The sequence below is a fragment of the Streptomyces zaomyceticus genome, from assembly GCF_014656215.1.
GTDB classification, from domain to species: domain Bacteria; phylum Actinomycetota; class Actinomycetes; order Streptomycetales; family Streptomycetaceae; genus Streptomyces; species Streptomyces zaomyceticus.
Genome location: NZ_BNBZ01000010.1, coordinates 233,726 through 248,978 on the forward strand (window position 1 = coordinate 233,726; position 15,253 = coordinate 248,978).

General features: G+C 73.7%; 13 protein-coding genes. 2 read left to right on the forward strand and 11 right to left on the reverse strand.

Going from position 1 to position 15,253, the window contains the following annotated elements; all coding sequences use genetic code 11:
- Positions 1-52: 52 nt before the first annotated feature.
- The 8 genes from IE311_RS16375 to infC form a co-directional block, all read right to left on the reverse strand.
- A complete protein-coding gene (locus tag IE311_RS16375; RefSeq protein WP_189832410.1) occupies positions 53-1,120 on the reverse strand; it encodes a PP2C family protein-serine/threonine phosphatase in 1,068 nt (355 codons plus the stop codon).
- A 288-nt stretch (positions 1,121-1,408) separates the two neighbouring features.
- Positions 1,409-3,937, reverse strand: coding sequence for a phenylalanine--tRNA ligase subunit beta (gene pheT, locus IE311_RS16380; RefSeq protein ID WP_189832411.1), 2,529 nt, complete (start codon positions 3,935-3,937; stop codon positions 1,409-1,411).
- Positions 3,937-5,064, reverse strand: coding sequence for a phenylalanine--tRNA ligase subunit alpha (pheS, locus tag IE311_RS16385; protein ID WP_189832412.1), 1,128 nt, complete (start codon positions 5,062-5,064; stop codon positions 3,937-3,939). Before pheS ends, pheT begins: the two co-directional genes overlap by 1 nt.
- A gap of 144 nt (positions 5,065-5,208) precedes the next feature.
- The gene (locus IE311_RS16390; RefSeq protein WP_189832413.1) at positions 5,209-6,405 is read right to left on the reverse strand and encodes a sensor histidine kinase; all 1,197 of its coding nucleotides are present in this window, start codon (positions 6,403-6,405) and stop codon (positions 5,209-5,211) included.
- An 81-nt stretch (positions 6,406-6,486) separates the two neighbouring features.
- The gene (locus IE311_RS16395; RefSeq protein WP_189832414.1) at positions 6,487-7,326 is read right to left on the reverse strand and encodes a TrmH family RNA methyltransferase; all 840 of its coding nucleotides are present in this window, start codon (positions 7,324-7,326) and stop codon (positions 6,487-6,489) included.
- Positions 7,327-7,560: 234 nt separating this feature from the next.
- Complete coding sequence (gene rplT / locus IE311_RS16400) at positions 7,561-7,947, reverse strand: 50S ribosomal protein L20 (RefSeq protein ID WP_187622715.1); 387 nt, start codon at positions 7,945-7,947, stop codon at positions 7,561-7,563.
- Between the two features lie 107 nt (positions 7,948-8,054).
- Complete coding sequence (gene rpmI, locus IE311_RS16405) at positions 8,055-8,249, reverse strand: 50S ribosomal protein L35 (protein WP_030316087.1); 195 nt, start codon at positions 8,247-8,249, stop codon at positions 8,055-8,057.
- Positions 8,250-8,373: 124 nt separating this feature from the next.
- Complete coding sequence (gene infC / locus IE311_RS16410) at positions 8,374-9,054, reverse strand: translation initiation factor IF-3 (protein ID WP_189832429.1); 681 nt, start codon at positions 9,052-9,054, stop codon at positions 8,374-8,376.
- 354 nt (positions 9,055-9,408) lie between these two features.
- On the opposite strand from infC, the gene IE311_RS16415 reads away from it, so the two are divergent.
- Positions 9,409-9,786 carry a DUF1844 domain-containing protein gene (locus tag IE311_RS16415; protein WP_189832415.1) on the forward strand — a complete coding sequence of 126 codons (378 nt, stop codon included), beginning with the start codon at positions 9,409-9,411 and terminating at the stop codon, positions 9,784-9,786.
- Positions 9,787-9,800: 14 nt separating this feature from the next.
- On the opposite strand, the gene IE311_RS16420 is transcribed toward IE311_RS16415, so the two are convergent.
- From IE311_RS16420 to IE311_RS36690, 3 genes are all read right to left on the reverse strand, one after another.
- Entirely contained in the window at positions 9,801-10,532 is a 732-nt protein-coding gene (locus IE311_RS16420; RefSeq protein ID WP_189832416.1) for an SseB family protein, read from the reverse strand.
- Positions 10,533-10,636: 104 nt separating this feature from the next.
- A complete protein-coding gene (gene mycP, locus IE311_RS16425; RefSeq protein ID WP_189832430.1) occupies positions 10,637-11,800 on the reverse strand; it encodes a type VII secretion-associated serine protease mycosin in 1,164 nt (387 codons plus the stop codon).
- Positions 11,801-11,850: 50 nt separating this feature from the next.
- Positions 11,851-13,095: a hypothetical protein gene (locus IE311_RS36690; RefSeq protein WP_229901951.1), complete on the reverse strand. Its 1,245-nt coding sequence runs from the start codon at positions 13,093-13,095 to the stop codon at positions 11,851-11,853.
- 862 nt (positions 13,096-13,957) lie between these two features.
- On the opposite strand from IE311_RS36690, the gene IE311_RS16435 reads away from it, so the two are divergent.
- Entirely contained in the window at positions 13,958-15,160 is a 1,203-nt protein-coding gene (locus IE311_RS16435) for an amino acid deaminase/aldolase (protein ID WP_189832417.1), read from the forward strand.
- The last annotated feature ends 93 nt before the right edge of the window (positions 15,161-15,253 follow it).

The window sequence follows — 15,253 nt, forward strand, 5'->3', positions numbered from 1 at the left end:
TCTGCCCGACACTCCGTGGCGGGGCGGGCGACGCCGGTACCGGCCCCTCCGCTCAACAGTGGGAGGAGGGGGCGGGCCGGGGGCGGCGCAGCCCGGGTTCGGCGGGCTGCGCCGGCACCCGGACACGGTCGTTGCGTACGACGAGCAGGGCGACGTCGTCGGTGATCCGGCCCCCCGTGTGGTCCAGCAGCGCCGTGTGGACCCGGCGGACGAGCCCGGCCGGCGTCTCGCCCGGCATCCCGGCCAGCGCGGTGTCCAGCGCGAAGAACCGGCCACGGTGGTCACGGGCCTCCTCCGCCCCGTCGGTGTGCAGCACCAGCGTCTCGCCGGGCAGCAGACGGGCCTCCGTGTACGGCGCGAGGACGGCCGGCAGCGGCATGACGCCGAGCGGGGGAAGCGGGTCGCCGACCTGCAGCCGCGACACCGCCGGGCCCAGGTGGTACGGGCCCGGGTGACCGCAGTTGAGCACCGAGAGCCGCCCGTCGGACCCGACCTCGACCAGCAGCAGGGTCACGAACTCCTCCGCCGCCGGATGCGCGGGCTCCGACCCCCCGCGCGCCGGGTGCTCGTCCCGCGCCCGCTCCCGCAGATGCCGTTCGAGGGCCCGCTCGAGGCGCCGCAGCACCCCGCCCAGCTCGGCCTCGTCGTGGGCGGCCTCGCGGAAACTGCCGAGCACGGCCACCACCGCGCCGAGCGCGGCGAGACCGTGCCCCCGGACGTCCCCGATGACGATCCGCACCCCATAGGGGGTGGCCACCGCCTCGTACAGGTCCCCGCCGACGGACGCGCCCCGGGAGGCCGACAACTGCCCGGCGGCCAGAGCCAGTCCGTCGAGACGGGAGGGCGGCGGGCGCAGCAGCACCTGCTGGGTGGCGACGGCGACGGCCCGGACGCGCGCCAACTCCCGCGCGAGGCCGCGCCGCAGACCGAGCACCAGACCGGTGCCGACGGTGAGGAAGACGACGCTGGTGGCGATCCTCATCGGCAGCCCCGGCTGCCGGGCCAGCGGACAGCCGAACTTCCAGGCCACGGCCACCGCGCCCCACACGGTGGGAAGGGCGAGCGGGGCCAGCCGGCGGAGCCGGGAGCCATCGGAGACCAACGACCTCGTACGGATCATGCACGGCCCTTCCCGAGCCCCGACGGCGCCCCAAGGCCCTGCGGCACACAGGTCCGCCCCTGCGGCCGCGTCGATTCTGCCGACCGTGCGGGTCACCGGGGAACACCCCTCGACGATCTCACCCGAAGGAGTGAGCGCCCTCGGCGCGCCTCCCCACGCCAGACCTCCGCCACCCGTGCGCGTGGCCGAATTCCGTTCCTGTGCGCGACTCTTCGTGTTCCGGAAACGGCGGAGGGCCGCCCCGGGGAATCCCCGGAGCGGCCCTCCTGGTGCCGCTGTGCCCGCCGCTCAGGCGCCGCGCAGGACGGCGCCCGTGCGCTCGGACGCCAGGGCCACGGCCGCGTCGCGGGCCGCGGTGGCCTCGTCGACCGTGAGGGTGCGGTCCTCGGCGCGGAACTTCAGCGCGTACGCCAGGGACTTGGTGCCCTCACCGAGCTGATCGCCGGTGTAGACGTCGAACAGCCGGACGGACTCCAGGAGTTCACCCGCGCCCTCGCTGAGGGCGGCCTGGACGTCGGCGGCCGGGACGTCGGCGGCGACGACCAGGGCCACGTCCTGGGTGGCGACCGGGAAGGAGGAGATCCGGGGAGCCTTCACAGGACCCTCGTTCGCCTTCTCCAGCAGGTCCAGGTCGATCTCCATCGCGCAGGCGCGGGCCGGGAGGCCGAACGCCTTCACCACGCGCGGGTGGAGCTCACCGGCGTGACCGACGAGGACCTTCTCGCCGTCCACCTCGACGTGGAACGCGGCGCAGCGGCCCGGGTGCCACGGGGCGTGCTGGTCGGCGCTGATGATCAGCTCGACCCCCGCCTCCGCGGCCACGGTGCGGCCGGCCTCGATCGCGTCCGCCCAGTCGGACGGGTGGCCCTTGCCCCACCAGCCGGCCTGCTCGCGCGCACCGGCGAGGACGACGGCGGCGCGGCGCGGCTGCGCGGGCAGCACGGCGTTGACCTCGGCGATCTCCGCGTCGGAGGGGCGGCGGTCGACGGGCAGCCGGACGGCGACGCCGGGCTGTCCCTCCGGCCGGAAGACCAGACCGGTCTCGAAGAGCGCCAGGTCGTGGCTGCCGCGGCTGTCGTTCCGGCGGAGCGCGCCGAGCAGGCCCGGGAGCAGCGTCGTACGGAGCGCGGGCTCCTCGTCCGAGAGCGGGTTGACCAGCTTCACGAGCCGACGACGGGCATCGTCGGCGTCGAGGCCGAGGTTGTCGAGGGCCTGCTCGCCGATGAACGGGTAGTTCAGCGCCTCGACGTAGCCGGCGCCGGCCAGCGCGCGGCCCACCCGGCGGTGGACGCGCTGGCGCTCGGTGAGCCCGCGGCCGGCCGGGGGCTTCGGCAGCGTGGAGGGCAGGTTCTCGTAGCCCTCCAGGCGGATGACCTCTTCGGCGAGGTCGTTCGGCTCGTTGAGGTCGGGGCGCCACGACGGCACGGTGACGACGAGCTCGTCCTGGCCGTAGACGTCGCAGCCGACCTCCTGGAGGCGGCGCACGACGGTCTCACGGCCGTAGTCGACGCCCGCGACCTTGTCCGGGTGGTTCGCCGGCAGGGTGATCGTGCGCGGCGCGGACGGGGCGCTGACCTCGGTGACGCCGGCCTCGGCCGTACCGCCCGCGAGCAGCACGAGCAGGTCGACGCAGCGCTGGGCCGCGGCGGCCGCGGCCTGCGGGTCGACACCGCGCTCGAAGCGCTTGGACGCCTCGGAGGACAGCTTGTGGCGGCGCGCGGTCCGGGCGATCGAGATCGCGTCGAAGTGCGCGGCCTCGATGACGACCTCGGCGGTACCGGTCACGACACCGGTCTCCGGGTCGGTCTCCGGGTCGGCGATCTCCGTGTGGGCACCGCCCATGACACCGGCGATCCCGATCGGACCGCGGTTGTCGGTGATGACCAGGTCCGCGGCGTCCAGGACGCGCACGGTGCCGTCGAGGGTGGTGATCTTCTCGCCGGCCTCGGCACGGCGCACGCCGATGGGGCCTTCGAGACGGCTGCGGTCGTAGGCGTGCAGCGGCTGGCCGAGCTCGAGCATCACGTAGTTGGTGACGTCGACGGCGAGCGAGATCGGACGCATGCCGGCCTTCTGGAGGCGGCGGCGCAGCCAGATCGGGGACCGGGCCTCGGGCTCCAGGCCGACGACGGTGCGCGCGGTGAAGCGGTCGCAGCCGATCGGGTCGGTGATCCGGACCGGGTAGCCGTACGAGTTGGGCGCGGGCACGTCGAGGAGCGCCGGGTCGCGCAGCGGCAGGCCGTACGCGGTGGCGGTCTCGCGGGCGACGCCGCGCATCGAGAGGCAGTAGCCGCGGTCCGGGGTGACGGCGATGTCGAGGACCTCGTCGTACAGCTCCAGGAGCTTCGTGGCGTCGATGCCGATCTCGAGCTCCGGCGGCAGCACGATGATGCCGTGCGTGCCATCGTCGCCCATGCCGAGCTCGTCGCCGGAGCAGATCATGCCCCGGGAGACACGGCCGTACGTCTTGCGCTCGGCGATCCGGAAGTCACCGGGGAGCACGGCGCCGGGCAGGGCCACGACGACCTTGTCGCCCGCGGCGAAGTTCCGGGCGCCGCAGATGATCTCCTGGGGCTCGCCGGTGCCGTTGGCCTGGCCGACGTCGACGGTGCAGAAGCGGATGGGCTTCTTGAACTCCGTCAGCTCCTCGATGGTGAGGACCTTGCCGACCACCAGCGGGCCGGTCAGGCCGGCGCCGAGCTGCTCGACGGTCTCGACCTCGAGGCCTGCCGAAATGAGCTTGGCCTGGACGTCGCGGCCGGTCTCCGTCGCCGGCAGGTCGACGTACTCCCGCAGCCAAGAAAGCGGGACCCGCATCAGATCTCCATCCCGAACGGCCGGGTGAACCGGACGTCACCCTCGACCATGTTTCGCATGTCGTCGACGTTGTGGCGGAACATCAGCATCCGCTCGATGCCGAACCCGAAGGCGAATCCGCTGTACTTCTCGGGGTCCACGCCGCAGGCGACGAGCACCTTCGGGTTGACCATGCCGCAGCCGCCGAGCTCGATCCAGCCCTCGCTGCCGCAGGTGCGGCACGGGCGGTCCGGGTTGCCGACGGACTCGCCGCGACAGACGTAGCAGAGCATGTCCATCTCGGCGGACGGCTCGGTGAACGGGAAGAAGTTCGGGCGCAGCCGGGTCTTCATGTCCGGGCCGAAGAGCGCCTGGACCATGTGGTCCAGGGTGCCCTTGAGGTCGGCCATGGTCAGGCCCTCGTCGACGGCGAGCAGCTCGATCTGGTGGAAGACCGGGGTGTGCGTGGCGTCGAGCTCGTCGGTGCGGTAGACGCGACCGGGGCACACGACGTAGACCGGGGGCTCCCGGTCGATGAGCGTGCGGGCCTGGACCGGCGAGGTGTGCGTCCGCAGGACGACACCGGACTCGTCGCCGGTGGTGCCTTCCGGCCCCTCGACGAAGAAGGTGTCCTGCATCTGGCGCGCGGGGTGGTCCGGGACGAAGTTGAGGGCGTCGAAGTTGAACCACTCCGCCTCGACCTCGGGACCCTCGGCGACCTCGTACCCCATGGAGACGAAGACGTCGGAGACGCGCTCCATGAGCGTGGTCAGCGGGTGGCGGGCACCGGCGGGGACGCGGTCGTACGGCAGGGTGACGTCGACGGCCTCCTCGACGAGGACGCGGGCGTCACGCTCGGCCTCGAGCTCGGTCTGGCGGGCGGCCAGCGCCTTGGAGACGATGCCGCGGGCCTGGCCCACGATCTTTCCGGCGGCTGCCTTGGCCTGCGGGGGCAGGGCACCGATCTCCCGGTTGGCGAGCGCCAGCGGCGAGGTGCCACCGGTGTGCGCGGTCTTCGCGTGTGCGAGCGCGTCGAGGTCGCCCGCGGCGGCGAAGGCGGCGAGCGCCTCGTCCCGCATGCGCTCGATCTCTTCCGGTTTCAGTGCCTCGACCTCAACCGGGTCGTACGACTTATTGGGTGCGGACATCTCTTCCCGTGCTTCCGTTGGCTGGCTGGGCGGCCCCGCTCGACGTCAAGGGCGCAAACGTGCCAAAGGACGAGTCTAACGGGGTGGGGGGACGCGAATGAGCCCGTGGGCAGGCCGGGCGGCTTCTGATCTCGTCTGGTCTCGTCAGATGAGATGGGCCGGGGTGCCGACGGGCAGGATAAATCGGAACTCGGCCCCGCCCCTGGGGCCCCTTCCGACGGTGATGGTCCCGCCGTGGGCCTCGACGACGCCCTTGACGATGTAGAGGCCGAGTCCGGTGCCGCCGCGTTTGCTGCCCCGCCAGAAGCGGGTGAAGACGCGGCCCATCGACTCCTCGGGGATACCGGGGCCCTCGTCGCTCACGGTGACCTCCGTCCCCTCTTCTCCGTCGTCGCCCGTCCTGACGGGTGCCACCTCGATGGTGACGGTTCCCTCTCCGTGGCGCACCGCATTTTCGAGGAGGTTCCCGAGGATCTGGTCGATCTTGTCGGGGTCGGCCCAGAGCGCGGGCAGATCGGGCCTGATCCGTACGAAGAAGCGGTCCGGGGACTGGCCGCCGGTGGTGTGCACCTGGACGTGCCGGCCGACGGCGGCGGCGATGTCGACGGGCTGCCGGCGCACTTCGAGCCGGCCCGAGTCGATCCGGGAGATGTCGAGGAGTTCGGCGATGAGGCGCTTGATACGGCCCGCGTCGGCGTCGACGGTCTCCAGCATCAGCCGCTTCTGCTCGTCGTTGAACCGCTCCCACTTGGTGAGGAGGGTGGCGGTGAAGCCCTTGACGGAGGTGAGCGGGGAGCGCAGTTCGTGGGCGACGGTGGCGATGAGCTCGGCGTGGCTGCGCTCGGTGCGACGGCGGGCCTCGGTGCCGCGCAGGCTGACCACGACCCGGCGGACCGGTCCCGTGGGGTGCTCGCGGACGTACCGGGCGGAGACGAGGACCTCACGGCCGCCGGGCAGCAGCAGGTTGCGCTCGGGCTGTCCGCGTCGGGTGGCGAGTCCGCCGTAGGGGTCGGTCAGGGCCCACCAGCGGCGTCCCTTGAGGTCTTCCAGGGGCAGTACCCGGTCGAGGGGGAGGCCGAGGGCGCGGTCGCCGGGGACGGCGGTGATCCGGGCGGCGGCCGCGTTGAAGCAGACGACCCGGCCGGTCTCGTCGGCGACGACGAGACCGTCGGGCAGGTCGTCGGGGTGGACCCCGGCGAATCCCTCGGGTTCCCCGGCGGTGTCGGAGCCGGTGGTGCCGTCCGCGGCCGGCGGTTCCTGCGCGTCCGGGTCCGTCGGCGGTTCCGGGGCGTGCGGCGCGGCGCTCCGTGCCTGTGCGGGACTGTCCGTGCCGACCGTCATCCCCGTTCCCCACCCCTCCGTGTAGCGCAGTGGGCCCCCGAGTGCGTCACTCTACTGGGCGGGGCAGGCGGAATGGACCCTTCAGGCGGAGGTTCGGGGCCGCTGGGCGCGGGCGGAGGCGTAAAGGCAGACCGCGGCGGCGGTGGCGAGGTTGAGGCTCTCGGCCTTGCCGTGGATCGGGACGCGGACGACGGCGTCGGCGAGGGCCCGGGTCTCCTCGGGCAGTCCCCAGGCCTCGTTGCCGAAGATCCAGGCGGTGGGCCCGCCCATGGTGCCGGCGTCCAGCTCCGCGTCCAGGTCGTCCTGGCCCGCCCCGTCGGCGGCGAGGATCCGTACGCCCGCGCTCTTCAGTCCGGCGACCGCCTGCTCGACGGGGACGCCGACGGCGACCGGCAGATGGAACAGGGAGCCCACGGAGGCGCGTACGGACTTGGGGTTGTACAGGTCGACGGAGGCGTCGGTGAGGACGACGGCGTCGGCACCGGCCGCGTCGGCGCAGCGCAGCACCGTGCCGGCGTTCCCGGGGTCGCGTACGTGGGCGAGGACGGCGACCAGCTTGGGCCGGGCCGCGACGATCTCCTCGAACGGCGAGTCGAGGAACCGGCAGACTCCGACGAGCCCCTGCGGGGTGACGGTCTGCGAGACCTCGGCGAGTACGGCGTCGGAGGCGTGGTGGACGCGGGCGCCGGCGGCGAGGGCGGCCTCGATGATGGTGCTGTGGCGCTCGGCGGCCTCGACGGTGGTGAAGAGCTCCACGAGCGTGGGCTCACCGGTGGACCCGCGGTGCTCGACGGCCTCACGGACGGCCTGCGGGCCCTCGGCGATGAAGAGGCGGTCCTTGCCCCGGAAGTTGCGCTTGGCGAGCCGCCGGGCGGCGACGACACGCGGGGAACGCGGGGAGATCAGCTCGGGGGTGACCATGAGGTGCGGCGGTTCTCTCTTCGGTGCCGGGTGACTTCGGGATCCGGGGCTTCGGAACGGGCTGCGGGGCGGGCCCTCGGGACAGGCCTCGGGCCTGCCGGGCCCGGCCGCGGTGCGTGGTCCGGGCCTGTGCGGCGCGGCTTCCGCCGAACACCCTTCGGGGGCCGGACGCACCCGGACCCGCCGACGCGTGCGCGCCTGCGGGTCCGGGCAGAGGTACTGCGGCCTGGAAGATCAGGCGGCGGCCTTCGGGGCGTTGACGTCGGCCGGCAGAGCCTTCTGCGCGACCTCGACCAGCGCGGCGAACGCGTTGGAGTCGTTGACGGCCAGCTCGGCGAGGATCTTGCGGTCCACCTCGATGTTGGCGGCGTTCAGACCCTGGATGAGGCGGTTGTACGTCATGCCGTTCTGGCGGGCAGCGGCGTTGATGCGCTGGATCCACAGCCGACGGAAGTCGCCCTTGCGCTTCTTGCGGTCGTTGTAGTTGTAGACCAGGGAGTGGGTGACCTGCTCCTTGGCCTTGCGGTACAGGCGCGAGCGCTGACCGCGGTAGCCGGAGGCCGCCTCGAGGATCGCCCGGCGCTTCTTGTGGGCGTTGACTGCCCGCTTGACGCGTGCCACTTGTTAACTCCTTGTAGCGGGGTCGCGGTGGTCCTCACACGACCCGAAAAACGGATGGTTCCCGGTCTTGGCCGGAAGCTCTCGTCGCCGAGAGCGGGAGATCAAACTCAGATGCCCAGCATCTTCTTGATCTTGGCGGCGTCACCCGGGGCCATCTCGGCGTTGCCGGTGAGGCGACGCGTCAGCTTGGACGACTTGTGCTCGAGCAGGTGGCGCTTGCCGGCGCGCTCGCGCAGGATCTTGCCGGTGCCGGTGACCTTGAAGCGCTTCTTGGCACCGGAGTGCGTCTTGTTCTTCGGCATCGCGCCGTATCTCCTCGTCAGTGGCGCTCCCCACCGGCGTGGACACCGGTGATCCGGGAGCGTCAAATCTTCGTTTGGTGGTTCCGGGCGGGGCCCGGGGCTGCCTGGTTGGCAGCCCGTCGGGTCACGCCTCGGGGGTCTCGGCCGGAGCCTCGACGGCCTCGGCCTCGACGACCGGAGCCTCGGCGGCCTCGGTCTCGGCCGGAGCCTCGGACGTCTCCTCGGAGGCGACGCCCTGGCGCTCGGCCTTGCGTGCGGCCTGGGCCTCACGCGCCTCGGCCATGGCCTCGGTCTTCTTCTTGTGCGGGCCGAGAACCATGATCATGTTCCGGCCGTCCTGCTTCGGGTTGGACTCGATGAAGCCAAGCTCCTCGACGTCCGACGCCAGCCTCTGCAGCAGGCGGAAACCAAGCTCGGGACGGGACTGCTCACGACCACGGAACATGATCGTGATCTTGACCTTGTCACCCTGCTTGAGGAACCGGACGACGTGACCCTTCTTGGTGTCGTAGTCGTGCGGGTCGATCTTCGGCCGGAGCTTCATCTCCTTGATGACCGTGTGCGCCTGGTTCTTGCGCGCCTCACGGGCCTTCATGGCCGACTCGTACTTGAACTTCCCGTAGTCCATGAGCTTGCACACGGGCGGACGGGCGTTCGCCGCGACCTCGACCAGGTCGAGGTCGTACTCCTGTGCGAGCTCCAGGGCCTTGGCAAGCGGAACAATCCCGACCTGCTCGCCGCTGGGTCCGACAAGTCGCACCTCGGGAACGCGAATCCTGTCGTTGATGCGGGGCTCGGCGCTGATGGATCCTCCTCGGTAGCACCACGCGACCGCCTGGCGGACGGACGCGCATGTCTGTTTCTGTGGACCAACCGAGCCGGAACATGAAAAACGCCCCGGACGGGACACAGGCGGGGCTCCACAGAAATACCGGAGCACCGCCGCGGTCAACCGCGGGGCGCACATCGGGCGGCTCCATCGTCCGTACGGAACGATGGGCGCCACCTGACCGGTGACCCGCCACCCGCGAGGGTGGTCAGGTGGGAGTACGGAGCCTCCACTTGTGGGCCGGGCACACACGTGTCCGGCCGGTCGTTACACAAGGTTAGCAGGACCCGGCGGTCTCCGCTAACCGAGGACCGGCATATCGTATGAGGCATGAGCGAGACGCCCCAGAACGAGTCCCCGGACTCCCCCGATTCCCCCGACTTCGACGCCATGACCCGCGACATCGCGGAGGTTCCCGCGGTCGAGGTGATCGTCACCGTCGCCGTCAACCTGATGAGCGCCGCCGCCGTGAAGCTCGGGCTCACCGAGGAGGGCGACAAGTACAAGGACCTCGACGAGGCCCGCAAGCTCGTGCACGCCCTCGCGGGTCTGCTGGACGCCGGCGCGACGGAGGTCTCGTCCTTCCACGCCGCTCCCCTGCGGGACGGCCTGAAGTCCCTCCAGCTCGCCTTCCGCGAGGCCTCCCTGATCCCGGACGAGCCGGGCCAGGGACCGGGCGAGAAGTACACGGGTCCCGTGTACGGCTGAGTCGCCCGTACGTCTTACCTCTGCACGTAGAAGGGCTCGCCCGGAGGCGTGGCCGAGGCCGGCAGCAGTGCCAGGTCGAGGCCCCGCACCAGGCGGGCCCTCAGTGTTTCGTCGGCGGCCAGGGCACGGGCCACCCGCTGGGCGGCCTCCGCCGGGGAGCCGCCCTCGGCGAGCACCAGGGCGAGGGTGCCGTCGGCGGCACCGGGGCCCAGATGGGCGCGGAGCACCGCGGGCTCGGCGGCGACGGCGGCCCGTACCGCTTCCCGTACGGCTGGGTCGTCGAGCGGGTCGGCGCTGATACGGCCCTCGGCGAGGGCGAGCAGGGCGGGGCCCGTCAGCTGGTACGGCACGGGGCCGGCGAGGTCGAGGACGACCGTGTCGGCCTTCTCGTGCGCGGCCGCCTGGAGCGCCTGGTGGAGCGGAACGGCCACGGGCCGGGCCTCCGGGTCCCACAGGGCGAGCGAGGCGATCGAGGTGAAGGCGGGCAGGGCGCGCCGGTCACCGGCCGTGAGGGTGGGGACCGCCATGTCGCTGGTCTTCTCGCGGCGCAGACCGTTCTCGTCGGTCTCGACCTCTCCGAGGACGGCGACCACGGGAACGAGCAGCCGGGCCTCCCGCAGCGCCGCGAGGACGGGGCCGTGGGCGGTTCTGTCCTCCGCCCAGGCCGCGAGGGCCGCGGCGAGCCGCGGGTCGGCGGTGCCGTCGTCGTCGGAGAAACCGGGGTCCGGAATGTTCTTGAGCGCCACGCGACGAGCCTAACCGCCGCGGGGGGACACCCGGCCCGCCGGGTCCTCGGCGGACCGCGGACCCTCGGGACGCGCGACGGGCCCTCGGGGGATGCTGGGGATCCTCAGGAGGTGCGGGCGCGCCGGAGGACGACGGCGGTCAGGAGGAGCAGGACGCCGAGGCCGCCCGCGAGGGGGGCGAGCAGGCCGATCGGGCGGCTCTCCTCCGTGGCGGGGAGCGGTCCGGGACCGAAGTACTGGCCCTTGTAGCCGGCGGTGGCGTTCTTCGGGTCGCCGCCCTCGAGCCGGGCCCCGGCCTCGATCGCGGCGGCCGGGTCGACCGTCCCGTACCCCTTGGCGTCGCTGCGTCCGCCCTTCGGCCGGTTGCGGGCGGTGTCGATGAGCAGCCGCTTGACCTGGGCCGGGGTGAGATCGGGGTGTGCGGCGCGGACGAGGGCGACGGCCCCGGAGGCGAACGCGGCGGCGGCGCTCGTGCCCCAGCCCTCGTAGTAGCGGCGGTCCGGGTCCGCGATGGCGATGTCGACCCCGGGGGCGCTGACGGTGGCGTACCAGCGGCGGGTGGAGAAGGAGGCGTGGGTGCCGTAGCGGTCGACGGCGGTGACGGCGATGACACCGGGGTAGGCGGCCGGGTACGAGATGTGGTCGCCCTTCTCGCCGCCGTTGCCGGCGGAGGCGACGACGGAGACGCCCTTCGAGAGCGCGTACTGGACGGCGGCGTCCTCGCCCGCGTCGGGGTGGGCGGACTTGGAGTCGTCGCCGAGGGACATGTTGATCACGTCGGCGCCGTGGTCGGCGGCCCAGCGGATGCCCTCGGCGAGGGCGGTGCCGCGGGTCTTGCGGGCCTTGTCGCGGGACTTGTCGGCGCCTTCGAGGATGACCCGCACGGGGAGGATCCTGGCGTCGGGGGCGATGCCGAGGACACCGTCCCCGCCGTCGGGGCCGTGGCCGTGGCCGGCGATGATCCCGGCCATCGCGGTGCCGTGCCGGGCCCAGGCGCGGTCGCCCCGGGCGGCGCCGAAGCCGATCAGGTCGCGACCGGTGAGGACCGAGCCCTCGAGGTCCGGGTGCTCGGCGTCGACTCCCGTGTCGAGGACGGCGACCGTGACGCCCTCCCCCTTGGTGGTCCGCCAGGCCTCCGTGGTGTGCATGGCCTCGAGGCCCCACTGACGGGCCCGGATGGTGTCGGCGTACGCGGGCGTCGTGGTGGCGGGCAGGGCGACGAAGGCGGCGGCGAGGAGGACGGCGGCGGGGGTACGGAGCCGGATCACGCGGGACGGGCGCGTCGACCGGATCGGGCTCGTCCGGGGGGTCGGGCGGGTCACCGGACGTCCTTCTCCCTCGTCTTCGGGGCGACGGCCGTGCGCAGCAGTTGCTCGAACAGCACCGTGATGTTCTTGGCCTCGTGGCCGAGGCCGGACTGCGCGACGGCGTCGGTACGGCCCCGGGCCATGGACCGGTCGGCGGGCTGCGGGCCGTCGAGGGCGCGGCCGTCGGCGAAGCCGGAGACGGCGGTGACGACGACGGGGAGGTCGGCGGGGGCGTTCAGCCACCAGCCGGCACGCTGCTTGGCGCCGAAGCGGGCGGCGACGGTACCCGGGCCTGAGAGCGCCGGGGGGACGTCCTGGCCCAGGCGGGTGGTGAGGCCCGGGTCGAGGGTGCGCTGCGTGGCCGCGTCGGCGCGGGTGAAGACGAGACCGACGGTGATCACGCCGCTGGCGGTGGCGTCGGTGTACGTCGCACGCAGGACCCGCTCGCAGCCGAGCGGCCGGAGGGTGGCGAGCAGGTTCTTGGCCAGGACCGCGGGCGAGCAGGCGGCGTCCGGGGCGACGACGATCCGGGTCCAGGTGCGGGTGGCGGCGCCGGGGCCCGCGCCGGGTCCGGACAGGGTGCGGGGGAAGAGGGTGTCGACGGGGGCGTTGTGCCAGAGGTCCATCGCCTCGGTGTACCCGGCGGGTTCGGCGGGCTTCTCGGACTCGGCGGCGGCGAGCCACACCCCGGCGAGCGCCCCGCCGATGAGCCCCGTGCCGAGCACGGCGCAGGCGGCCACGGCGACGGCCCGCCCGGCACGCCGCTCCCGGACGGGCCGCAGCCGGGTGGTGGTCTCGACGGGAGCCTCGGGGGGCAGGGGACGGAGGCCGCCGGGGGCGCCGTATCCGTGGGCCCGGCCGGACGGCGAGGTGCCGGGGGCCGGAAGGGGGCGCGGGGCGGGGTGCGGCCAGGAGCTGTCCGGGGCGGTGGTCGGCGTGGATTCCGTCCACCGGGCGTCGGAACCGGTCGTCGCCGCGGAGTGCGCCCGCCGGGCGGCGGAGTCGGTGCTCGACGCCGGGGCGGTGCGGCCGGGCGCCGAACCGGCGGACGCGGGTCGGGACGGATGGGCGGGCGCGGGGACGGTCGGGGGGACGGTCGTGGAACCGGGCCGGGTGGCCGCCTCGGCCGCCGGGCGGCTCGGTGCCGGGCGGCTCTGTGCCGGGAGGCCCGCCGAGGGCTGCGGCTGCGGCTGCGGCTGCGGCTGCGGCTGCGGCTGCGCGGAGGATGCCGGACCGGTGGCGGCGGGCAGCGGCACGCCCGAGCCCGATGCCGGGCGCGGCGGAGCCGCAGGCGCCGGGGCGGTGGGGCCGGGGGCGGCGGCGTACGGCGCAGCCGGGGCGCCGGAGGCGGGAGCCGGGCGCGGCGAAGTCGGTGCCGTCGGTGCTGCGGAGGACGTCGCAGGTCGGGGCGGAGCCGACGGGAGCGTCGCGGGGCGGGGCGGAGCCGACGGGAGCGTCGCGGGGTGGGGCGGAGCTCCCGGGCCCGACACCGGCCGGGCCGGGGCCACCGGGCCGGGGGCGGGAGCGGGGTGGGACGGTGCCGCAGGCGCCCGGGTGGCGGAGCCGGGGGCGGCGTACGGCGCAGCCGGGGCGCCGGAGGCGGGAGCCGGGCGCGGCGAAGTCGGTGCCGTCGGTGCTGCGGAGGACGTCGCAGGTCGGGGCGGAGTCGACAGGAGCGTCGCGGGGCTGGGCGGAGCTCCCGGGCCCGACACCGGCCGGGCCGGGGCCACCGGGCCGGGCTCCGGGGTGGCAGGTGCGGAAGTCGCGGAGCCTGCCGCAGGGCGCGGCGGAACCGGGGGTGTCGACGAGCCGACACCGGGTATCGGGCGAGTCGGAGCAGCGGAGCCGGACGCCGGGTGCGGGGGCGTCGTGGGGCGGGGTTCTGTCGGTTGGATGGCCCTCAGTCTTGTGGTCGTCTCCATCGCGGACGGTTCCGTGTCCGGCGCGGGCGGTGGAAGGAGGGCGTCCGTGATGCGGGAGGTCGTGCCGGGGCGCTGTTCGCCGGTCATCCCCGTCCCCCCGCTCGTGTCGACAATGCCCGTCACTCTACGGGCTGTTCCCCCTGGCACGGGAACCCAGGGGCTACCCACCCGTAAACCTGTCTGGCAAGCTCGGGCCATGACTCCCCGTGCCGCCGACCGGGCCCGTTACGACCGGGCCACCGCTCATCTCGACGCGCCCGTGGCGATCGTCGATCTGGAGGCCTTCGACGCCAACGCCGCGGACCTCGTGCGCCGGGCCGGCGGCAAGCCGGTGCGGGTGGCGAGCAAGTCCGTCCGGTGCCGGGCGCTCCTGGAGCGGGTCCTCGCCCGGGAGGGCTTCGCGGGGATCATGTCGTTCACGCTCGACGAGTCGCTGTGGCTCGCGCGCGCCGGGTTCGAGGACGTCCTGCTCGCCTATCCCTCGGCGGACCGCTCCGGGTTCGGCGAGCTGGCGCGGGACCCGAAGCTGGCCGCCGCCGTGACCGTGATGGTCGACGACGTGGCGCAGCTGGATCTGATCGACGCCTCCCGCGCGGGCGGGACGGAGGAGGTCCGGGTCTGTCTGGAGCTGGACACGGCGCTCAGTCTGCTGGGCGGCCGGATCAGGATCGGCGCCCGCCGTTCCCCGCTCCGCGAGCCCGCCGAACTCGCGGAGCTGGCCCGTTCGGTCGAGCGGCGTCCCGGCTTCCGGCTGGTCGGGATCATGGCGTACGAGGGGCATGTCGCGGGGGTCGGGGACGCGGTCGCGGGCCGGCCGCTGCGGTCGCGGGCGATCCGGCTGATGCAGGCGGCGGCCCGCAGGGAACTGGCGGAGCGCCGGGCGGCCGTGGTGCGGGCCGTGCGGGCGGTGGCTCCGGACCTGGAGTTCGTGAACGGCGGCGGCACCGGCAGCGTGCAGCACACGGCCGCCGAGGACGCGGTGACGGAGATCGCCGCGGGTTCGGGGCTCTTCGTGCCGAGGCTCTTCGACAACTACACCTCGTTCAGCGGACGCCCTGCCGCGCTGTTCGCGCAGCCGGTCGTCCGCCGTCCGGGGGTCGGGGTGGTGACCGTCCTCGGCGGGGGTTATCCCGCGTCCGGGGCCGCGGGCCCCGACCGGCTCCCCGTGCCGTACCTCCCGGAGGGGCTTTCGTACGACCCCCAGGAGGGTCCCGGCGAGGTGCAGACCCCGTTGCTCGGCTCACCGGCCGACGATCTGCGGATCGGCGACAAGGTGTGGTTCCGGCACGCGAAGGCCGGTGAGCTGTGCGAGCGCTTCGAGAGCCTGCGGCTGGTCGAGGGCGACCGGATCACGGCCACCGTGCCGACGTACCGGGGCGAGGGACAGACCTTCCTCTAGGGCGTGTCCGCAATGTCGATCGGTCGTTACTCCGTTCGTGGTGCGACGTCATGAACTGACTGATCAGGCATGGGAAGTGATCGGGCCGTTGCT